Source organism: Ideonella sp. BN130291 (assembly GCF_036231905.1).
GTDB lineage: Bacteria > Pseudomonadota > Gammaproteobacteria > Burkholderiales > Burkholderiaceae_C > CAMLIZ01.
Map to the genome: position 1 here is coordinate 320,398 of NZ_JAZARE010000003.1, position 20,799 is coordinate 341,196.

18 protein-coding genes are annotated in these 20,799 nt (G+C 68.6%); 13 read left to right on the forward strand and 5 right to left on the reverse strand.

Going from position 1 to position 20,799, the window contains the following annotated elements; genetic code table 11:
• Positions 1 to 22: 22 nt before the first annotated feature.
• The 4 genes from argA (at position 23) to VPH43_RS07830 (ending at position 5,275) form a co-directional block, all read left to right on the forward strand.
• The gene (gene argA, locus VPH43_RS07815) at positions 23 to 1,363 is read left to right on the forward strand and encodes an amino-acid N-acetyltransferase (protein ID WP_328577388.1); all 1,341 of its coding nucleotides are present in this window, start codon (positions 23 to 25) and stop codon (positions 1,361 to 1,363) included.
• A 12-nt stretch (positions 1,364 to 1,375) separates the two neighbouring features.
• The gene (locus tag VPH43_RS07820) at positions 1,376 to 1,651 is read left to right on the forward strand and encodes an oxidative damage protection protein (protein ID WP_328577118.1); all 276 of its coding nucleotides are present in this window, start codon (positions 1,376 to 1,378) and stop codon (positions 1,649 to 1,651) included.
• 78 nt (positions 1,652 to 1,729) lie between these two features.
• Positions 1,730 to 2,041 carry an H-NS histone family protein gene (locus VPH43_RS07825; protein ID WP_328577119.1) on the forward strand — a complete coding sequence of 104 codons (312 nt, stop codon included), beginning with the start codon at positions 1,730 to 1,732 and terminating at the stop codon, positions 2,039 to 2,041.
• Positions 2,042 to 2,245: 204 nt separating this feature from the next.
• Positions 2,246 to 5,275, forward strand: coding sequence for a bifunctional diguanylate cyclase/phosphodiesterase (locus VPH43_RS07830; RefSeq protein WP_328577120.1), 3,030 nt, complete (start codon positions 2,246 to 2,248; stop codon positions 5,273 to 5,275).
• 21 nt (positions 5,276 to 5,296) lie between these two features.
• On the opposite strand, the gene VPH43_RS07835 is transcribed toward VPH43_RS07830, so the two are convergent.
• Complete coding sequence (locus VPH43_RS07835; RefSeq protein WP_328577121.1) at positions 5,297 to 5,983, reverse strand: energy transducer TonB; 687 nt, start codon at positions 5,981 to 5,983, stop codon at positions 5,297 to 5,299.
• A gap of 288 nt (positions 5,984 to 6,271) precedes the next feature.
• Between VPH43_RS07835 and dnaG the strand changes: the two genes are divergently transcribed.
• From dnaG to hemH, 5 genes are all read left to right on the forward strand, one after another.
• Positions 6,272 to 8,101: a DNA primase gene (gene dnaG, locus VPH43_RS07840; RefSeq protein ID WP_328577122.1), complete on the forward strand. Its 1,830-nt coding sequence runs from the start codon at positions 6,272 to 6,274 to the stop codon at positions 8,099 to 8,101.
• A gap of 313 nt (positions 8,102 to 8,414) precedes the next feature.
• The gene (gene rpoD, locus VPH43_RS07845) at positions 8,415 to 10,607 is read left to right on the forward strand and encodes an RNA polymerase sigma factor RpoD (RefSeq protein ID WP_328577123.1); all 2,193 of its coding nucleotides are present in this window, start codon (positions 8,415 to 8,417) and stop codon (positions 10,605 to 10,607) included.
• A gap of 205 nt (positions 10,608 to 10,812) precedes the next feature.
• Complete coding sequence (locus VPH43_RS07850) at positions 10,813 to 11,766, forward strand: adenylate/guanylate cyclase domain-containing protein (RefSeq protein WP_328577124.1); 954 nt, start codon at positions 10,813 to 10,815, stop codon at positions 11,764 to 11,766.
• Positions 11,767 to 11,779: 13 nt separating this feature from the next.
• On the forward strand, positions 11,780 to 12,148 hold the full coding sequence (locus tag VPH43_RS07855; RefSeq protein WP_328577125.1) for a response regulator: 369 nt from the start codon (positions 11,780 to 11,782) through the stop codon (positions 12,146 to 12,148).
• 30 nt (positions 12,149 to 12,178) lie between these two features.
• A complete protein-coding gene (hemH, locus tag VPH43_RS07860) occupies positions 12,179 to 13,273 on the forward strand; it encodes a ferrochelatase (RefSeq protein WP_328577126.1) in 1,095 nt (364 codons plus the stop codon).
• Positions 13,274 to 13,310: 37 nt separating this feature from the next.
• Here the strand turns inward: hemH and VPH43_RS07865 are convergent, their stop codons facing one another.
• The 4 genes from VPH43_RS07865 to VPH43_RS07880 all read right to left on the reverse strand — a co-directional run bounded on the left by VPH43_RS07865 (position 13,311) and on the right by VPH43_RS07880 (position 17,351).
• Positions 13,311 to 14,282, reverse strand: a complete 972-nt coding sequence (locus VPH43_RS07865) for a Bug family tripartite tricarboxylate transporter substrate binding protein (RefSeq protein ID WP_328577127.1) — start codon at positions 14,280 to 14,282, stop codon at positions 13,311 to 13,313.
• Positions 14,283 to 14,360: 78 nt separating this feature from the next.
• Positions 14,361 to 15,869: a tripartite tricarboxylate transporter permease gene (locus VPH43_RS07870; protein ID WP_328577128.1), complete on the reverse strand. Its 1,509-nt coding sequence runs from the start codon at positions 15,867 to 15,869 to the stop codon at positions 14,361 to 14,363.
• 14 nt (positions 15,870 to 15,883) lie between these two features.
• Positions 15,884 to 16,378 carry a tripartite tricarboxylate transporter TctB family protein gene (locus VPH43_RS07875; protein ID WP_328577129.1) on the reverse strand — a complete coding sequence of 165 codons (495 nt, stop codon included), beginning with the start codon at positions 16,376 to 16,378 and terminating at the stop codon, positions 15,884 to 15,886.
• Between the two features lie 10 nt (positions 16,379 to 16,388).
• Positions 16,389 to 17,351: a Bug family tripartite tricarboxylate transporter substrate binding protein gene (locus VPH43_RS07880; protein WP_328577130.1), complete on the reverse strand. Its 963-nt coding sequence runs from the start codon at positions 17,349 to 17,351 to the stop codon at positions 16,389 to 16,391.
• Positions 17,352 to 17,551: 200 nt separating this feature from the next.
• Between VPH43_RS07880 and VPH43_RS07885 the strand changes: the two genes are divergently transcribed.
• From VPH43_RS07885 to grpE, 4 genes are all read left to right on the forward strand, one after another.
• The gene (locus VPH43_RS07885; RefSeq protein ID WP_328577131.1) at positions 17,552 to 18,232 is read left to right on the forward strand and encodes a response regulator; all 681 of its coding nucleotides are present in this window, start codon (positions 17,552 to 17,554) and stop codon (positions 18,230 to 18,232) included.
• Positions 18,229 to 19,725 carry a sensor histidine kinase gene (locus VPH43_RS07890; RefSeq protein ID WP_328577132.1) on the forward strand — a complete coding sequence of 499 codons (1,497 nt, stop codon included), beginning with the start codon at positions 18,229 to 18,231 and terminating at the stop codon, positions 19,723 to 19,725. Before VPH43_RS07885 ends, VPH43_RS07890 begins: the two co-directional genes overlap by 4 nt.
• Positions 19,722 to 20,150, forward strand: a complete 429-nt coding sequence (locus VPH43_RS07895) for an RNA-binding S4 domain-containing protein (protein WP_328577133.1) — start codon at positions 19,722 to 19,724, stop codon at positions 20,148 to 20,150. Before VPH43_RS07890 ends, VPH43_RS07895 begins: the two co-directional genes overlap by 4 nt.
• A 95-nt stretch (positions 20,151 to 20,245) precedes the next feature.
• A complete protein-coding gene (grpE, locus tag VPH43_RS07900; RefSeq protein ID WP_328577134.1) occupies positions 20,246 to 20,794 on the forward strand; it encodes a nucleotide exchange factor GrpE in 549 nt (182 codons plus the stop codon).
• The last annotated feature ends 5 nt before the right edge of the window (positions 20,795 to 20,799 follow it).

The following is a 20,799-nucleotide window of genomic DNA, read 5'->3' on the forward strand; positions in this document are numbered from 1 at the left end:
TTCCACCTTGCGCGGCCCGTCGATGAGCCTTGTTTTTCCCCATACCTTCGTGCCGTGGTTCCGCTCGGTGGCGCCCTATATCCATGCCTACCGCGGCAAGACCTTCGTGGTGGCGATCGTGGGCGAGGCCATCGCGGCCGGCAAGCTCAATGCCTTTGTGCAGGACATGGCGATCCTGCATGCCATGGGCATCAAGCTGGTGATGGTGCATGGCTTCCGGCCCCAGGTGAACGAGCAGCTGGCCGCCAAGGGCCAAACCTCGAAATTCAGCCACGGCATGCGCATCACCGACGCGGTGGCGCTGGACTGCGCGCAGGAGGCCGCCGGCCAGCTGCGCTTCGAGATCGAGGCGGCGTTTTCGCAAGGCCTGCCCAACACGCCGATGGCCAATGCCACCGTGCGTGTGGTCTCGGGCAACTTCCTCACCGCGCGGCCGGTGGGCATTGTGGACGGCATCGATTTCCAGTCCAGCGGCCTGGTGCGCAAGGTGGACGCCGCGGCCATCAGCCGCGCGATCGACACCGGCGCCATCGTGCTGCTGTCGCCCTTCGGTTTTTCGCCCACCGGCGAGGCCTTCAACCTGGCTGCAGAAGACGTGGCCACCAGCGCGGCCATTGCGCTGCAGGCCGACAAGCTCATCTTCCTGACCGAACTGCCCGGCGTGCTGGAGGACCAGAACGACCCCAGCAGCCCGGTGGACACCGAGCTCGCATTGGCCGATGCGCAGAAGCTGCTGGCCGCCCTGCCCCCGGCCACGCAGCCGAGCGAGATCGCCTTCTACCTGAAGCACTGCGTCAACGCCTGCAGCCAGGGCGTGGAACGTTCCCACATCCTGCCCTTCGCGGCCGACGGCGCCCTGCTGATGGAGGTGTACACGCACGACGGCATCGGCACCATGGTGGTGGACGAAAAGCTGGAGAGCCTGCGCGAGGCCACGGTGGACGACATCGGCGGCATCCTGCAGCTGATCGAGCCCTTCGAGCGCGACGGTACGCTGGTCAAGCGCGACCGCACCGAGATCGAACGCGACATCGGCCATTACAGCGTGATCGAGCACGATGGCGTGATCTTCGGCTGCGCGGCGCTGTACCCCTACCCGGAGGCCAAGACCGGCGAAATGGCGGCGCTCACGGTGTCCAATAACGTTCAGGGCCAGGGCGACGGCGAACGGATATTGAAGCGCATCGAGCAACGCGCCAAGGCCATGGGCCTGTCCAGCATCTTCGTGCTGACCACACGCACCATGCACTGGTTCATCAAACGGGGTTTCCAGGCGGTGGACGCCGACTGGCTGCCCGAAGCGCGCAAGCGCAAATACAACTGGGACCGGCGCTCGCAGGTGCTGGTCAAGAAACTCGGATAAGGAGAATCGGATATGGCACGCACGGTGCAATGTGTTTACCTGAAGAAAGAAGCCGAGGGGCTGGACTTTGCGCCATACCCCGGCGAGCTCGGCAAACGCATCTATGACAACGTCAGCAAGGAGGCTTTCGAAGCCTGGAAGCGCCACCAGACCATGCTGGTGAATGAAAACCGCCTGAACCTCGCCGATGCACGGGCGCGGCAGTACCTCGCGCGCCAGATGGAACAGTTTTTCTTCGGCCAGGGCGTGGACCAGCCCACCGGATATGTGCCGCCGGCCGAAAGCTAATACCTCCTGGTTTTGACCGGTTTGACGGCGCGGTGATATATTCGCCGCGCCGTTTTACTTTTTACCAGGAGACGATTCGTGCCCACCCTGCAGGAACTGCTCGCCCAGAAGGCCGCGCTCGAGAAGCAGATTGCTGAAACGCAACGCCAGGAACGTGCCGATGCGATCGCCAAGGTGAAATCCCTGATGGCCGAATACGGCCTCACTGCCGCCGATATCGCCGGCAAGGCGGGCGGCCCCGCCCCCCGTACTTCCTCGGCGGGCAAGAAGGTGGCGCCCAAGTACCGCAATCCCGGTACCGGAGAAACCTGGACCGGCCGCGGCCTGCAGCCCAACTGGCTGAAAACTGCCCTGGCGTCCGGCAAGAAGTTGAGCGACTTCACACTGTGACCCGCAGGCGCCGCCAGCCGCCCGATATTCCCTTCGAAGGGCCGCTGACGCGGCCCTTTTTGTTTCGCTTCTTGCACGCCGCCCCTTTGCATCGGGGGCAGCGCTGCAAGGTTTGCGCTGCTACGATTTGCCGGTTTTGCCTCGCCGGTCCTTCAGGCTCTTGAGCCCCGAAGCATCCCGCCGCTTTGCTGCCCGCCCATCACCGTGCCCACCGCGCTGCCCTTGCCCATTGCCGCCGCCGTCCCTCGTGGGCAGTGGCTGGCGCGCCTGCTGCTGGTGGCCCTGGCTTATTTCCTCACCGGCCGGCTGGCCTTGATGTTCCCGCACGTCGGGCCGCTGGTCAGCCTGCTGTGGGCGCCCGCCGGCATCGCACTGGCGGCGCTGCTGCGCTGGGGCCGCGGCCAGGCGGCGGCCATTGCGATCGGCGCCTTCGCGGTCAATCTGGCGGCCGGTGCGCAGCCGCCGGTGGCACTGGCCATCGCCGCGGGCAACACGCTGGCCCCCTGGCTGGCGGCCGAATGGCTGCAGCAGCGCGGTTTCGGCGCCCGGCTGGAAAGCCGGCGTGACCTGTGGCTGCTGCTGGGCGCCGGCGCGGGTGCGGCGGCGCTGCTGGCCGCGCTCAATGGAGCCTTCTCGCTGTGGCTGGGCGGCGTCGTGCCGCCGGGAACCTGGTTGCAGACGCTGGGCACCTGGTGGATGGGCGACGCGCTCGGGCTGCTGGTGGCGGGCGTGCCCTTGCTCACCCTGAACCGCCGGTCGCTCGCCCACGCGCTGGCTCACCAGCGCTGGAAAGCCACCTTGCTGCTGTCGGCCGGTGTGCTGGCCAGCGCGGTGGCCGCCTTCATGGCGCAGTCGGCCCACAGCACCGCGCTCACCCCGCTGGTGTTCGTGCCGCATGTGCTGCTGTGCTGGCTGGTGCTGCGGCGCGGCATCGCCTTTGCGTCCTTGACGGTGCTGCTGCTGTCCGTGGCGGCCGCCACGGCGACCGCTCAAGGTGCCGGCCCATTCCATGCCGACACGCCCGCACAGGGCCTTGCGCTGTTGTGGGGCTACCTCGCCACCTTGGCCACCAGCGTGCTGGTGGCCACAGCGCTCACCGGGGAGCTCTCCTCCAGCGAGGAGCGTTGGCAGCTGGCGCTGGAAGGCTGCGACATCGGTGTGGCCGACTGGGAGCTGCCCAGCGGCCGCGGTTTCACCTCCCGCCGCTGGCGCAGCCTGCTGGGAGACGCCGACGGTGCAGCCACCGGCTCGCTCACGGGTTGGCTGGTCCGCATCCATGAAGACGACAGGCCGCGCATCCTGCACGCGCTGCAGGGCCTGCAGGCAGAGGGCAACAACGCCTTCCGGCACGAGGTGCGCCTGCTCACCGCCAGCGGTGCCTGCTGGTTCGAAGTGCATGCCCTGGTGCCCGAGCGTGCGCCCAGCGGCCGGCCGGCGCGCCTGGTGGTGTCACTGTCGGACGTGAGCGAACGTCGGGGCGCCGCGGAACGCCAGCGCCTGTCGGCCAACCTGTTCCAGCACCTGCACGAGGGCCTGCTGATCACCGACGGCGAGCTGCGGGTACTGGATGTGAATCCCACGTACTCCCAGATCACCGGGCTGTCGCGCCATGACGTGCTGGGCCAGGTGCCCGCGCTGCTGCAGCCCGCAGCGGATGCCGCCGGGCGCCAGCAGCAGTCGGCCATGTGGGCCAGCCTGCGTGCCACCGGCACCTGGCGCGGCGAACTCGTGCAACGCCGCCGCAACGGCGACCCCTGCGCGCTGCACCTGACCATCTCCACCGTGCAGAACAGCGACGGCCAGGTGCGCAACCACGTGCTGGTGATCTCCGACATCACCGAGCAGCGCCTGCAGCGCGAACGCCTGGAGCGCCAGGCGCACTTCGACGAACTGACCCGCCTGCCCAACCGAACCCGGCTTTCCCAGATGCTCAGCGACGCCATGGCGGCCTGCGAGCGCGAGGGCTGCCTGCTGGCGGTGTGTTACCTGGACCTGGACCACTTCAAGCCGGTGAACGACCGGTTTGGGCACGCCGCGGGCGACCGCCTGCTGGTGGAGCTCGCGAGCCGGCTGCGCGGTGCCCTGCGGGCGAATGCCGCCTGGTCGGATGCAGCGGCGCGGCTGGGCGGCGACGAGTTCGTGCTGCTGCTGCGCGCTGGCACCTTGGACGAAGCCAGGCTGGCGGTGGAGCGGGTGCTGCGTGTCGTGGGCCAGCCGTATGCCATCGGCCCGAGTGCCGAAGCGGTGCAGATCACCGCGAGCGTGGGGGCCACCGTGTACCCGCTGGACCGCTGCGATGCGGACACCTTGCTGCGCCACGCCGACCATGCGATGTACGGCGCCAAGCAGTCCGGCCGCAACGGCTACCTGTTCTTCGACCCCGAGCACAGCCGTCGCACCGAGGAGCGCGTGATGGCCATCGGCCGGGTGCAGGAGGCGCTGGACAACCGGGAACTGGTGCTGCACTACCAGCCCAAGGTGGACATGCGGCGTGGCGTGGTGCTGGGCATGGAGGCGCTGATCCGCTGGAACCATCCGGAGCAGGGGCTGCTGCCGCCGGCGCAGTTCCTGCCGCTGATCGAACACACCGGGCTGTCGGCCCGGGTGGGCGACTGGGTGCTGGAGCAGGCGCTGGAGCAGCTGGCGCACTGGCAGCTGATGGGCCTGGACCTGTCGGTGAGCGTCAACGTCTCGGCGCGCCACCTGCAGGAGCCGGACTTTGCGCAGCGCCTGACCGAACTGCTGGCGCGCCACCACCGGTCGCTGGGCCCCAAGCTGGAGCTGGAGGTGCTGGAGACCGCGGCCCTGGCCGATGTGGGCTATACCTCCGCGCTGCTGGACCGATGCCGCCGCCTCGGTGTGCGCTTCTCGCTGGACGATTTTGGCACCGGCTATTCCACCCTCACCTACCTCAAGCAGTTGCCGGTGGACGTGCTCAAGATCGATCGCTCCTTCGTGCACAACATGCTCAACGACCCCCAGGACCTGGCCATCGTGGAGGGGGTGATCGGGCTGGCGCGCACCTTCGGCTGCAGCGTGGTGGCCGAAGGCGTGGAGTCGCCCGCGCAGGCCCGCACGTTGATCGAACTGGGCTGCGACATCGGCCAGGGCCTGGGCCTCTCAGCCGCGATGCCCGCCGACGAGGTGTACCGCTGGGTGCGCGACCACAAGGGCCTTTTTGCGCTGCCGCCGGCCACGGCCACGGTGGTGCCGCTGCATCCGGCGCGCCTGTAGGCCGCGCCGGCCGCCGAGCGCTCACTCCATGTTGAAGGCCAGCTCGACCACCCCGAACTGGGTGTGCTTGAGCGGCATGAAGCGCCACTGCGCCACCGCCTCCTGAGCCGCCTGGTTCAGCCGTGCACTGCTCGTCTTGAGCACCTCGGTCTGTTTCACCGTGCCGTCCGGCTGGACTTCGAAGCGCACATGCACGGAGCCTTTCTGGATACGTCGCAGCACGCTCACGGGGAACTCCGGCTCCACCTGGTGCACGAGCATGAGCGGCAGGTCCTCCTCCGGTTCAGGCTCCGGCACCGGAAGCGCGACCGTGGCGCTGGCAGCCGCGGGTGCGGCCAGCGCCAGCGTGGTGTCGGTGGATGCAGGCGCCGCCGCGGCGGCCGTTGCGGCGCCGCCGGCCGCCGGTGCAGCAGCCGCGGTCGGCGCGGCATTGGCCGAAGGCGAAGCGGCGGCAGGCGCCTTGGCGGTCGGCGCCACGGGTGTCACCCGCTCGACGATGCCTTCGTCCTTCACCCGCGCCACCGCCTTGGCAGGGGTGGCGGGAGCGGCCGCCGCTGCAGCCGGTTTCGCGTCGGCGCTGCGACGTGGCTTGTCCGCGTGAATCAGGATCCACTTGAAGACCTTGTCGCCTTCGCGCTGGGCCCGCTCGGCCAGCGCCGGGTCCGCCGGATTGGGAATGGGTGCAGGCGCCTGGGCGTGTGCCGCCATCCCGGCCGCGAAGGCACAGCCCCCAAGAACAGTGCGCACTGTGCGCCATGAACCCCATTGCTGCATGACGATGGACCCTCCTGCTGCCCGGCCGTGAGCCGCCTGTACGGCCCCGGCCGGCGCGTAACCGGTTGTTTGGGCGCAGTGTAGTGAGCGTGCCCACAGCGCGATAAAGTGAAACCCCGAGCGGCCAGGCAGCCGGCGTGCACAAATGCCGCAAGCCCGAGCCCGCGCGAAGGCCGGTGCAGTCTGCATGATCCATGCCATGCCCCACGTTAGACTGCCGGGGTGATCCCCAACGGCTTCATCCAGGACCTGCTGTCGCGTGTGGACGTGGTGGAGGTGGTGGGCCGCCATGTCGAGCTGAAAAAAGCCGGCATCAACCACAAGGGCCTGTGCCCCTTCCATGGGGAAAAGACCCCCAGCTTCATCGTCAGCCCCACGCGGCAGACCTATCACTGCTTCGGCTGCGGCGTGCACGGCGATGCGCTGCGCTTCCTGATGGAGCATGGCGGCCTGGGTTTCCTGGACGCAGTGCATGAGCTGGCCCAGCAGGTGGGCATGACGGTGCCCGAGGACGACAGCACGCCCGAGGAAAAGGCCCGTGCGTCACAGCTGAAGGCACAGCAGGCGACCCTGAGCGAGGTGCTGGCCCGCGCGGCGGAACACTACCGGCAGCAGCTGAAGGCCAGCCCGCGCGCCATCGACTACCTCAAGGGCCGGGGCCTCACCGGCCAGGTGGCCGCGCGCTTCGGGCTCGGCTATGCGCCCGAAGGCTGGCGCGGTCTGGCCAGCGTCTTCCCGCGCTACGACGACCCGGTGCTGGCCGATGCAGGGCTGGTGATCGTGCAGGGCGAGGACGAAGCGGAGCAGAAGCGCTATGACCGGTTCCGCGACCGCATCATGTTTCCGATCCGCTCGGTGCAGGGCGAAGTCATCGGCTTTGGCGGGCGGGTGCTGGACAGGGGCGAACCCAAGTACCTGAACTCACCCGAGACGCCGGTGTTCTCGAAGGGGCGCGAGTTGTACGGCCTGCATGAAGCCCGGCACGCCCTGCGCGACAAGGGTTTCGTGCTGGTGGTCGAGGGCTACATGGACGTGGTGGCGCTGGCCCAGCTGGGCTTTCCCAACGCGGTGGCGACGCTGGGCACCGCGTGCACGGCTGACCATGTCCAGAAGCTCTTCCGCTTCGCCGAGAGCGTGGTGTTCAGCTTCGACGGTGATGCCGCCGGGCGCCGGGCGGCCGGCCGCGCACTCGAAGCCGCCCTGCCCCATGCCAGCGACACCCGCAGCGTGCGCTTTCTCTTCCTTCCGCCGGAACACGATCCGGATTCCTACGTGCGCGAATTCGGGCCGGAAGCCTTCGAGCAGTGCATCGCCGAGGCGGTGCCGCTGTCGCGCCAGCTGGTGGAAGCCGCACGCGAAGGCTGCAACCTCGACACGGCGGAAGGGCGCTCACGCTTTCTCGCGCAGGCCAAGCCGATGTGGCAGGCCCTGCCCGACGGTGCATTGCGACGCCAGATCCTGGGCGAGCTGGCAGCCCAGTCCGCGCTGGCGAGCGAGGACCTGCTCGCCTTGTGGCGTGTGGCCCCTGCGGCCCCGGCCGCCCGGGCCCCCGAGGCCGACACACCACGCGCCCCCCGGCGCCCCGTGGGCCCGCGCAAGCTGGCCACCGGCACGCCCACCCTGCTGGACCGGGCGCTGTGGCTGCTGGTCACCCGCTGCGATTTGTGGAACGAGCTGAGCGCCCCTTCGCACGACCTGCTGGCCGAGCAGCCGGCGCCCTACGGGCCGGCTTTTGCCTGGCTGGAGCGCCACCTCAATGACCACGGCCCGGAACACGCCACCGCGCTGCTGCAGGAGATGCAGCAGCAGGACTTCGGGTCGCAAGGCCCGGGCCTTGTCGAACGCATCGCCTTGCTGCACACCAACGCCGAGACCGTGGACCTCCAGCAGGAATTGCGCATCGTGCTGGACCGGCTGCACATCCAGGCCATCAAGGACGAGCAGCGCCTGCTGGTCGAATCCGGCCTGGCCGGCGAGGAAATGAGCGCGCGCTACCGGGAACTGCAGCGACAGTTCGATGATCTGAGCAAACGATTGAACGCTGTTTCGTAGTTCGTCGTCGAAATTCCCCTTGCGTTTTTGACGGCAAGCCCTACATCGACGATAATGACCGGTTTGTTGCAGCGGCAAGAGTGACAGCAGCACCTCCGGGCCCCGGCCACCCTCGACAAGGGCAAAACCAGGCCACCCATTACCCGCAAGGGCTGCATTTCTCAAACGTCCACGCGATCTTGCCTGCCCGACGCCCGTTGATGTGCCGCCCTGGAGGTTTGCGCATCCGTTTGCTTTTGCGCAACGGAGCACCAGAGGCTGCCGCATGGCGCCGATCCGGGCAAATTCCCGCCTTTTTCTTCCGAGGATTCGCATGACCGCCAAGAAGCCTGCCGCCCCTGCCGCCAAGACGCCGACCGCCGCCAAGGGCAAAACCGCCGCTGTCGAGGATAAGAAGAAGCCCGCAGCCAAGGCCGCCGCCGTGAAGGAAGACGCCAAGGGCAAGCGCGGGCGCAAGCCGAAGGAAGAAGCCAAGAAGGAAGCGATCGTCGAAGAGGACTTCTCCGACGTCGAGGCTGAGCTCGAAGGCGAACCGGAAGTCGAGGTGGTCGAGGCCACCGGCGAAGGCGAGGTCAAGGAAAAGGTCAAGCCGCTGCGCATGAAGGTGTCGCGCGCCAAGGAGCGCGCGCTGATGCGCGAGTTCGGGCTGGACGAGACTGCGCTCACCGAAGAGGAAGTCGCCAAGCGCCGCCAGGAGCTCAAGACCCTCATCAAGATGGGCAAGACGCGTGGTTTCCTGACCCACCAGGAAATCAACGACCACCTGCCCGAAAAGCTGGTCGACAACGAAATCCTCGAGGCCATCGTCTCGATGCTCAACGACATGGGCATCGCGGTGTACGAGCAGGCGCCGGACGCCGCCACGCTGCTGATCGCCGGTGGCGCCACCACGACGGCCACTGAAGAAGAAGCCGAGGAAGCCGCCGAAGCGGCGCTGTCCACGGTGGACTCCGAATTCGGCCGCACCACCGACCCGGTGCGCATGTACATGCGCGAAATGGGCACGGTGGAGCTGCTCACGCGCGAGGGCGAGATCGAGATCGCCAAGCGCATCGAAGGCGGCCTGCAGGCCATGATGCTGGCCATCAGCGCCTCGCCCACCACCATCGCCGAGATCCTGACCTACGCCGACAAGATCGCCGCCGGCGAGATGCAGATCTCCGAGGCGGTGGACGGCTTCGTGTCCGACGATGAGGCCGACGACTACGTGGCCGAGGAAGACTTCGACGAGTTCGACGAGGAAGACGACGACGACGGCCAGGGCGGCAGCAAGGCGCTGACCAAGAAGCTCGAAGAGCTGAAGACCGCCGCGCTCACCAAGTTCGAGCACCTGCGCCGCGAGTTCGACAAGATGCGCAAGGCCTTCGAGAAGGAAGGCTACAAGTCTGTCTCGTACAACAAGGCCCAGCGCGCCATCAGCGACGAGCTGATGACCATCCGCTTCACGGTCAAGACCATCGAGCGGTTGTGCGACATCCTGCGTTCGCAGGTGGACGATGTGCGCCGCTACGAGCGCGAGCTGCGCAAGATCTGCGTGGACAAGTGCGGCATGCCGCAGGACCACTTCATCAAGACCTTCCCGCCCAACGCGCTGAACCTGAAGTGGGCCGAGAAGGAAATCGCGCTCGGCAAGCCCTACAGCGCCATCCTCGCGCGCAACCTGCCCGCCGTGCAGGAGCTGCAGCAGAAGCTGATCGACCTGCAGTCCCGGGCGGTGGTGCCGCTGGAGGACCTGAAGGAGATCAACAAGCGCATGAACGAGGGCGAAAAGGCCTCGCGTGACGCCAAGAAGGAGATGATCGAGGCCAACCTGCGCTTGGTGATCTCCATCGCCAAGAAGTACACCAACCGCGGCCTGCAGTTCCTGGACCTCATCCAGGAAGGCAACATCGGCCTGATGAAGGCGGTGGACAAGTTCGAATACCGCCGCGGCTACAAGTTCTCGACCTACGCCACGTGGTGGATCCGCCAGGCCATCACGCGTTCGATCGCCGACCAGGCCCGCACCATCCGCATCCCGGTGCACATGATCGAGACGATCAACAAGATGAACCGCATCTCGCGCCAGCACTTGCAGGAATTCGGCTACGAGCCGGACGCCCCCACGCTGGCCGAGAAGATGGAGATCCCCGAGGACAAGATCCGCAAGATCATGAAGATCGCCAAGGAGCCGATCTCCATGGAAACGCCGATCGGCGACGACGACGATTCGCACCTGGGCGATTTCATCGAGGACACCAACAACACCGCGCCCATCGAAGCCGCCATGCAGGCCGGCCTGCGCGACGTGGTGAAGGACATCCTGGATTCCCTCACCCCGCGCGAGGCCAAGGTGCTGCGCATGCGCTTCGGCATCGAGATGTCCACCGACCACACGCTGGAAGAAGTGGGCAAGCAGTTCGACGTGACGCGAGAGCGCATCCGCCAGATCGAGGCCAAGGCGATCCGCAAGCTCAAGCATCCCAGCCGGTCCGACAAGCTGCGCACGTACCTGGACAATCTCTGATGGCGGAGTGCGGCGGACCTATCTAGACAAGCTCCGATCCGCGCGCCGCAAGACTTTGCGCCCCTACAACGGCCTCGGTTCCCCGAGGCCGTTTTTCATGGTGCAAACGCTACACTGCCGGCAGCATGCTGCCTCGTCCACGCTCCCTTCGTCGGCGGCCCTTGATGGGCACGCGCGGCCTCCCAGAGGCCGGTTGGAGGCGTTCATGACCCGGATCGCGGAACGCACTGTCCTGTTTGCCGACCTGCGGGGCAGCACCTCGCTGTACGAGCAGCTGGGCAATGCCGAGGCCACTTCGGTTGTCACGCATACCGTCACCGCCCTGTCGCGCGCGGTCCCGGCCCATGGCGGTCAGGTCATCAAGACCCTGGGCGACGGCCTGATGGCGGTGTTTTCCGAAGCGCCTTCAGCCCTGCAGGCGGCCGACCAGATGCACGAGGTGCTGGACCGCCTGGTCACGCGCGGCAGCGAGCACGGCGCTTCCTCCGGCCTGCGCGCGCTGCGCCTTCAAGTGGCCCTCGCCCGCGGTGAGGTGGTGGAGATGGCGGGCGACTGTTTTGGCGACGCGGTGAACGTCGCAGCCCGCCTGCTGGACCACGCCGGGGACAACGAGACCCTGATCACCGCCGAAGTGTTTGCCGGCCTGCATGAAGAGGTCCGCGCGCGCTTTCGCAACCTCGACCGCATGCAGCTGCGCGGCCGCGTCGAGCCGGTGCAGGTGCACCTGCTGAGCGGCGGCGGCCGCCGAACTGGGGACCCGGCGGCCACTCAGTTCGGCGACGTCACCCTGGCCACGGAGCCGGAGGGCATCCGCCTGGTGTGGGCGGACAGCAATCGCCTGTACGCCGGGCCGCACCTGCCGATCGTGCTGGGGCGCAGCCCGCAGGCCACCTACTGCATCGACGACACCCGGGTGTCCCGCTCGCATGCCCGCATTGACTGGCACGGCGGCGCCTTCCAGCTCACCGACCTCAGTTACAACGGCACCTACGTGCGCTTTTCCAGCGACGAGGAAGTGCTCAGCCTGCGTCGCAGCAGTTGCACCCTGCACGGCAGCGGCGTGATCGGCTTGGGTGGCCCACCGGGCGACGGTTTCCTGCCGACGATCGGGTTCGAGGTGCTGAGCTTCATGGACACCGTACCGCACACGGTCGTGTAGGCGGTAGTACCGTATGCGCCTGCTGTACGTCGAAGACAACCGGATCAACGCGCTGCTCTTCGAGGAGGCGCTCAAGCTGCAGCCCGGCTTCGAGCTGCGCGTGGCCGAAGACGGCGCGCAGGCGGAGGAGCTGGCGCGCGACTGGCAGCCCGAAGTGCTGGTGCTGGATTCGCACCTGCCCGACGTCAATGGCGCCGCCTTGCTGCAGCGGCTGCGGCAGCTGCCGGGGCTGGCCAGCGTGCCGGCCTTCATGTGCTCCGCCGACGCCCAGCAGGAGGACGTGCAGCAGGCGCTGGCCGCCGGGTTTCGCGGCTACTGGGCCAAGCCGATCTCCATCGTCAGCGTGTTGAGCGACCTGCAGGCGCTGCTGCCACCGGGCTGACACGCCCCGGCTCGCCGACAATCGGCGCCGATGACCTCCTTTGCCGCCGAACCCGCACACATTCATGGCAGCACCGCCCGCACGGCAGTGCTGGTGGTCAACCTCGGCACGCCGGAAGCGCCCACCGCGCCCGCCGTGCGCCGCTACCTCGCAGAGTTCCTGAGCGACCACCGGGTGGTGGAGATTCCGCGCTGGCTGTGGAAGCCGATCCTGCACGGCATCATCCTGCGCACCCGGCCGGCCAAGTCCGCCGCCAAGTACGCCAGCATCTGGACACCCGAAGGCTCGCCGCTCAAGGTGTGGACCGAGAAGCAGGCCAAGCTGCTGCTGGGCGCGCTGGGGGAGCAGGGCCAGCAGGTGCTGGTGCGCCATGCCATGCGCTATGGCAACCCGTCCATCGCCAGCCAGCTCGATGCCTTGAAGGCCGAGGGCGCCACCCGCATCCTGGTGCTGCCGCTGTACCCGCAGTACTCAGGCACCACCACCGCCAGCATCTTCGATGCGGTGGGGCAATGGGGCCAGCAGACCCGCCACCTGCCGGAGCTGCGTTTCGTGAACCGCTATCACGACGACCCCGGCTACATCGACGCGCTCGCCCGTCGCGTGCAGCGCCACTGGGAACAAAACGGCCGCGGCGATCGCCTGCTCCTCAGCTTCCATGGCGTGCCCCAGCGCACGCTCACGCTGGGCGACCCTTATCACTGCGAATGCCACAAGACGGCCCGCCTGCTGGGCGAACGGCTGGACCTGCCGGCCGACGCGGTGCTGGTCACCTTCCAGAGCCGCTTCGGCCGCGCAAAGTGGCTGCATCCCTACACCGAGCCCACGCTGCGCCAGCTGGCCCAGCAAGGCGTCAAGCGGGTGGACGTGGCCTGCCCCGGCTTCGTGAGCGACTGCCTCGAGACCCTGGAGGAGATCGCGCAGGAAGGCCGCGACGCCTTCCTGCAGGCGGGTGGGCAAGAGTTCCACTACGTGCCCTGCCTGAACGACGACGGGCGCTGGATTGGCGCGCTCGCCGGCATTGCGCAGCAGCATCTGCAAGGCTGGCCGACCGCCGCCGCGCCGGACGGGCGAGCGGCTGAATTGCAGCGGGAGCGGGCACTGCGCCTGGGCGCGACGCGCTGAAGCGCGGGCGCGGGCGCCGGCGCCGGCACGGGCAGCCTCAGGCTGGCTTCAGGTGCAGCAGGTGCACCAGCACGCGGGCCATCTGCTGGTCGAATTCCAGCGACTGCTGGAACTCCGCACCGGTTTGCCATGAGGCCTGCCAGCTGTTGCGCTGCACCGCGTCCTTCCAGCTGGCGTCCTGGGTGGCCCGCTGCACCGCATTGCGCAGCGTGGCCGCCTGGTCGGCGCTGAGGCCGCCCGCGGCAAACACGCCGCGCCAGTTGCCGAGCTCCACCTTGAGCCCCTGCTCCATCATGGACGGCACGCCGTAGGCGGCCCGTTTGGACGTGATGCCCAAGGCACGGAGGCGGCCCGACGCAATGCCTTCGTGCAGCTCGCCGTAGCCCGAGACGGCTGCGCTCACCTTGCCAGCAGTGACGGCGGCCAGTACTTCCGAGCCGCTGGCAAACGGCTGGTAGGCCAGCAGGGCCGGGTCGGCACCGGCCGCGCGCGCGATCATCGCGGCGCACATGTGGTCCACGCCGCCCGCACCGCCACCGGCGATGGTGACTTGCGTCGGCCGCGCCGTCAGGTCGGCGGTGAAGGCCGCCAGGTTGCGGTAGCGTGAGTCGGCTGGCACCACCAGCACCGGCAGTTCATTGGTCAGGCGCGCGATCGGCGTGAGCTGGCTGAGGTCCACCGCCGGCCGGTTGAGCGCGACGGAGCCCACCATCACGAAGCCGCCCACCATCAGTGCGGCAGGGTCCTTGGCGTGCTTCTGCGCAAACTCGGCCAGGCCGATCACGCCACCCTTGCCGCCCTTGTTCTCGTAGTCCACCTCAGCGACCTGGCCGCTGGCCAGCAAGGCCTGGCCCAGGGTGCGGCCGGTCTGGTCCCAGCCGCCCCCGGCGTTGGCCGGGATGAAGATCCGAAGGCGTGGAAATGGAGCCTTCAGGTCCGCCGCACAGGCCTGGAAGGCCCAGGCGCCCGCCAGGGCGACGCTGGCGCCCATCAGTTGTCTGCGTTGCATGGTGCTTCTCCTCGTTCAAACGGACAAAGGAACCCCACGCCGCGCCGCCAACCGACGCGGTCGCCCCTCAAGCGGAATTCATGCAGCGGCTTGTTTCCAGCTGCGCCGGCGTTGCAGCCAGCGCATCAGCGGCGGCAGCAGCAGCACCAGCACGCAGATCGCAAGAATGGACGCGGTGAGCGGGCGCTCCACCAGCACGGTCCAGCGGCCCTCGCCAATGGACAGCGCGTTGCGCATCTGCGCCTCGGCCAGGGGCCCGAGGATCATGCCGACGATCACCGGCGCGGTCGGGAAGTCGAAGCGCCGCATCACCACGCCCAGCACGCCGATCGCGTAGAGCAGGAAGAGGTCGAAGCTCGACTGCCGCATGCCGTACACACCCACGGTGGCAAAGATCAGGATGCCCGCATACAGCGCCGGCTTGGGCACCTTCAGCAGCTTGACCCACAGCCCCACCAGCGGCAGGTTGAGCACCAGCAGCATCACGTTGCCGATGTACAGCGACGCGATCAGGGCCCACACCAGCGCGGAGCTGGTCTGGAACAGCGTCGGGCCGGGCTGGATGCCGTAGTTCTGGAACGCCGACAGCATGATGGCCGCCGTGGTGGAGGTGGGGATGCCCAGCGTCAGCAACGGCACCAGGGTGGCGGTGACGGTGGCGTTGTTGGCCGCCTCCGGCCCGGCCACGCCTTCGATGGCACCGGTGGTGCCGAACTCCTCAGGATGCTTGGAGAGCTTCTTCTCCAGGCCATAGGACAGGAAGGTCGGGATCTCGGTGCCGCCGGCCGGGATGGTGCCGAACGGAAAGCCCAGCAGGGTGCCGCGGATCCAGGCCGGCCACGAACGCCGCCAGTCGGCGCGCGTCATCGCCACGCTGGTGAGCGCGTTCTGCGTCTCGTCCTGGCGGCCTTCGTACAGCACCGAATACAGCGCCTCGCCCACGGCGAACAGGCCCACCGCCACCAGCACCACCTCGATGCCGTCCACCAGCTCCGGCACGCCCAGCGTGTAACGCGCCTGGCCGGAGATCTGGTCGATGCCGATCAGGCCCACGGCCAGGCCCAGCACCAGGCTGCACATGCCACGCAGCATGCTCTGCCCCAGCACCGCCGACACGGTGGTGAAAGCCAGCACCATCAGCGCAAAGTATTCCGGCGGGCCGAAGCGCAGCGCGTACTCGGCGATCAGTGGAGCGAACAGCGTCACCAGCACCGTGGCCACCGTGCCCGCCACGAAGGAGCCGATGGCGGCCGTGGCCAGCGCCGCCCCGGCGCGGCCGCGCTTGGCCATCAGGTTGCCCTCCATCGCGGTGACCATGCTGCCGGTCTCCCCCGGTGTGTTCAGCAGGATGGAGGTGGTGGAGCCGCCATACATCGCACCGTAGTAGATGCCGGCGAACAGGATCATCGAGGCCGTGGGTTCCACGTGCGCCGTCAGCGGCAGCAGCATCGCCACCGTGAGCGCGGGGCCGATGCCGGGCAGCACGCCGATCGCGGTGCCGATCAGGCAGCCGAGAAAGGCCCACATCAGGTTGATCGGCGTGCCTGCAGTGGCAAAGCCCTGCATCAGCGATTGCCAGAGGTCCATGGAGGTTGTTCCTGTCAGAGCCAGCCGGTGTGCGTGAGCCCGGGAAGGTTCAGGCCAAGCAACTTGGTGAACAGCCAGAACACCGGGGCGGAGATCGCCACGCCGATGGCCGCGTCACGCAGCAGGCTGGTCACACCCCGCACCGGCTGGTCCATCGACAAGCGGAAGCCGCGCGCTGCCAGCGCGAACAGCAACGCGCACGACGGGATGAACCCCACGTAGGTGATCAGCGCCGCATTGAGCAGCAGTCCGGCCGTTACCCACGCCATGCCGCGCCAGTAGGGCGGCATGGCCGGCGGCGCGGGCAGGTCGCGCAGCCCGCCGGAGAAGGCCTGCACCAACAGCAGCACACCGCACAACGCCATGGCGCCGGCCACCACCCAGGGCACGAAGCCCGGGCCCACGCCGGAATAGCCGGCAGCCCCATGGATCTGCGCCGCGCCGGCCGCGAGCACGCCCGCGATGACGAGCGCGCCCACACCCAGCAGCTTTTGATGGCCGGTGTTCATGGCTGAGCGCTCAGAGCATGCCCAAGCGGACCATCAGCGCGCGCAGGCGGGCATGGTCCTCGTCGACATAACGGCCGAAATCGTCACCGGTGAGCAACGACTGGTTCCAGCGGTTGGCCTGCAGCGCCTCCTGCCAGCTCTTGGTCTTGGTGGCCTTGACGACACCGTCGACCAGGGCCTTGCGCTGCTCCGGCGTGATGCCAGCCGCGCCGTACACGCCGCGCCAGTTGGAGATCTCGACGTTGATGCCCTGCTCCTTCAAGGTGGGCACGTCCACGCCCTTCTGGCGCGTGCCAGCGGTGTAGCCGATCGCGCGCATCTTGCCGGCCTTGATGAACTCCTCGAACTCGCCGTAGCCGCTGGTGCCCACGGTGACGTGGCCACCCAGGATGGCCGCCGCCGCTTCGCCGCCGCCCCGGAAAGGCACATAGTTGATCTTGCTCACGTCGGCGCCCACCTCGCTGGCGATCATGGCGACGCTGATGTGGTCGGTGGAGCCCTTGGAGCCACCGCCCCACTTGACGCTGCCCGGGTCCTTCTTGAGCTGCTCCACCACCTCCTTCATCGACTTGATCGGCGAAGCGGCCGGCACCACGAACACGTTGTATTCGGCCGTCAGGCGGGCGATCGGGGTGACGTTGCTCAGCGTGATCGGCGGCTTGTTCTGCACGATCGCGCCCACCATCACCGCACCGGTGACGATCATCGCGTTGGGGTCGCCCTTGCTGGCATTGGCAAACTGCGCCAGGCCGATGGTGCCGCCGGCGCCGCCCTTGTTGTCATAGGTGACCGAGCCGGCGACGCCGGCCTCCTGCAGCGCCTTGCCGAGCGCCCGGCCGGTGGTGTCCCAGCCGCCGCCGGGGTTGGCGCCGATCATGATCTTCATGTTGTCGGCCGCCTGCACCGCCGGCACCCCGGCCAGCACCGAGGCGATGAGCGGAAGCGCCAGCGACTTGAGGATGGTTCTGCGCATGTTCGTGTCTCCTTTGAAAGCGTGGCCCATGGTGCCGGCCGGACCGTGGCGCCGCATGCGGGTCATCCCCCAGGCGGGCCGCCCACCCTGTCAGCAGGCTGTCGAAAGCCGGGGCCGCGGCTGTCAAAGCGCTGTCAGGACGGCCGGCTGCGGGTCGGACCTGAGCCAACCCGCCCCTTGGCAGGCGGCACACTCGGGCCATGAAACTGCTGCTGGTGGAAGATGACCCGTCCATGGTGCAGGCGCTGCGGCTGGCACTGGAGCGGCGCGGCTTCGAGGTGGACTGCTGCACCGACGGCGTGGAGGCGCTGCACCGGCTGCGCCACCAGGCGCCCGACCTCGCGCTGCTGGATCTCACGATCCCCCGCCTGGACGGCCTGCAGGTGCTGCACAAGGCGCGCAGCGAGGGCATCACCGTGCCCATCATCCTGCTCACTGCCCGCGGCGCCGTGGGGGACCGGGTGCAGGGCCTGAATGCCGGTGCCGACGACTACCTCGCCAAGCCCTTCGACCTGGACGAGCTGGAAGCCCGCATCCGGGCCCAGCTGCGCCGCCGCCACGGCGACGCGCAGGGTGAGCGCCTGGCCTGCGGCCCGCTGGCGATGGACCGCGAATCCGGCGCCTTCTACCTCGGCGACGTGCCGCTGGAGCTCACGCCACGCGAGCAGGCGCTGCTCAAGGCGCTGATCGCCAAGCCGGGGCAGGCGGTGGCCAAGGAAAAACTCTTCCGCCTCGTGTTCCCGATGGAGGAGCACATCCAGTTCGAGGCGATCGAGGTGGTGGCCTACCGGCTGCGCAAGAAGCTGGCCGGTGCCGGCGTGTCGCTGGTCACCCTGCGCGGGCTGGGCTACCTGTTGCGCGTGGACCCGGAGGGCGCGTGAGCCCGGCGCCGGGCCACCCCACACCGGGCCCGCGCCCCGTTGGAGGGCAGGTCTCGCTGCCCCGGGCTTGGGGCTCGTCATCTCTGCGCGGCTACCTGCTGGCGTGGATCATCGCGCCGATCGCGGTGTTCGTCGTGTTCGACACCGTGAGCCTGTACCGCAACGCGCTGGCCTCGATCAACGTGGCCTACGACCGCTCCCTGCTGGCCTCGGCCCGCTCCATCGGCGAACTGCTGCACCTGGAGGGCGCGCAGCTGAAGGTGGAGCTGCCCTACACCGCGCTGGAGATCTTCGACGCCGGCAACCGCGGCCGGCTGTACTACCGGGTGGCCGGGTTCCAGGGCGAATTCCTTTCCGGCTATGAGGACCTGCCGGCCTACACCCGCAAGCTGCCGCAGCGCAGCCCGTATGCCGCCCTGGTGGACTTCTACGACGCGGATTTCCACGGCGAGCCGGTGCGCGTGGCCGCGCTGTACCAGCCGGTGGCCTCGCATCAAACCCGCGGGCTCGCGTTGATTCAGGTGGCCGAAACGCTGGAGGTGCGCCAGGCGCTGGCGCGGGACATCCTGCTCAACACCCTGCTGCGGCAGGCGCTGCTCATCACCGTGGTGGCGCTGGTCACCTGGTTCGTGGTGGCGCGGGCCCTGCGCCCGGTGGAGGCCTTGCGCCGCCAGCTGATCGAGCGGGCGGAAGCCGACCTCTCGCCGGTGCGCATGGCGCGCCTGCCGCTGGAGCTGCAGCCGGTGCTGGGCGCGATCAACGACCTGATGCAGCGCCTGCAGCGCCTGATGGAGCATCAGCGCCAGTTCGTGCGCGATGCCTCGCACCAGCTGCGCACGCCGCTGGCGGTGCTGAAAACCCAGGTGCAGAACGCGCTGGCCACGCCAGCCGGCACCGCACTGCCGCGCGAGGCGCTGCAGGACATGCATGGCACGGTGGAGCGCGCCACCCGGCTGGCCAACCAGATGCTGGCGCTGGCCAAGGTAGAGCAGGTGCAGGCCCAGGGCGCCATGGCGCCGCTGTCGCTGACCGAGGTGGTGCGCGAGGTGGCGCTCGACGTCGCGCCGCTCATCGCCGCAAAGGCGCTGGACTTCGAGCTGGACGCGCAGGAGGTCAGCGTCATCGGGCACGACTGGATGCTGCGGGAGCTCACCCGCAACCTGGTGCACAACGCGGTGCGGGAAACCCCCGCCGGCGGCCGCCTGGAGCTGCGGGTGGACATGCCGCAGGGCCGCCCCCGCTTGCTCGTGCGCGACAGCGGCCCGGGCTTGAAGGAGGAACTCACCGCACGCCTGTTCGAACCCTTCCACACCGGCCACCCCACGGAGGGCAGCGGGCTTGGGCTCGCGATTTGCCGCAGCATCTGTGACGCCCTGGGGGCGGACCTGACGCTGGAGAACCGGCACGCGGCCGATGGCGCCGCCACCGGGTTGGACGCCGAGGTCCGTTTCCGTGCCGATGCCACTGCCGTGGACGCCACAATCCGCCAATGACCGACGCTTCCGCTTCGCTTTCCGGCGTCCGCCTGGACAAATGGCTGTGGGCGGCCCGTTTTTACAAGACACGCAGCCTGGCCGCCGAGGAGATCGCCAAGGGCCGGGTGCTGGTCAACGGCCAGCCCGCCAAGGCCTCGCGCGACCTCAAACCCGCGGACCGGGTGGAATTCCGCCAGGGCGCGGTGGCGCGCACGGTCGTGGTGCTGGGCTTGAGCGCCGTGCGTGGCCCGGCCCCCGTGGCCCAGGCGCTCTACGAAGAAACGCCCGAAAGCATCGCTGCCCGCCAGCAGGCGGCCGAGCAGCGCCGCCTGGGCGTGGAGCCCGCCCAGGCCCTCGAACACGGCCGCCCCACCAAGCGGGACCGCCGCCAGCTGGCCGACTGGGAGCGCTGGAGCGCCTCGGCGGACCGCCGCGAGCGCTGATCACCTGTTTTGCGGGGGCTTGAAGCGGCCCGTCGCGTCCCCATCTCGGCCCCGAACCGGACGAAACCTGTCCCTTTTTCGCACCGACACATCCCATGACACCCAACGAGCAGAGCCCCGACACTGCCGCCGCCAACGGCCAGGCCACCCCCTCCGACACCCAGCAGCCGCCCTCCGCCGACACCCAGAGCGCCGAAGTCCGTCTGGCGGAACTGGAGGCTAAACATGCCGAAATGGCCGACGCCTTCCTGCGCGCCAAGGCCGAAGCCGAGAACACCCGCCGCCGGGCCGAAGAGGAAGTGGCCAAGGCACGCAAGTTCGCAGTGGAAAGTTTTGCCGAGAGCCTGCTGCCGGTGAAGGACAGCCTGGAAGCGGCCATCGCGATCCAGGACGCCACCCGCGAGCAGATGCTCGAAGGCGTGCACGCCACCCTGCGCCAGCTGGCCAGCGCCCTGGAGCGCAACAAGGTGGTGGAGCTGAACCCGCCGGCCGGCACCCGCTTCGACCCGCACCAGCACCAGGCCATCAGCATGGTGCCCGCCGAGCAGGAAGCCAACACCGTGGTCGCGGTGCTGCAGAAGGGCTACCTCATCGCCGACCGGGTGCTCCGCCCGGCATTGGTCACGGTGGCGGCGCCCAAGTAAGCGAA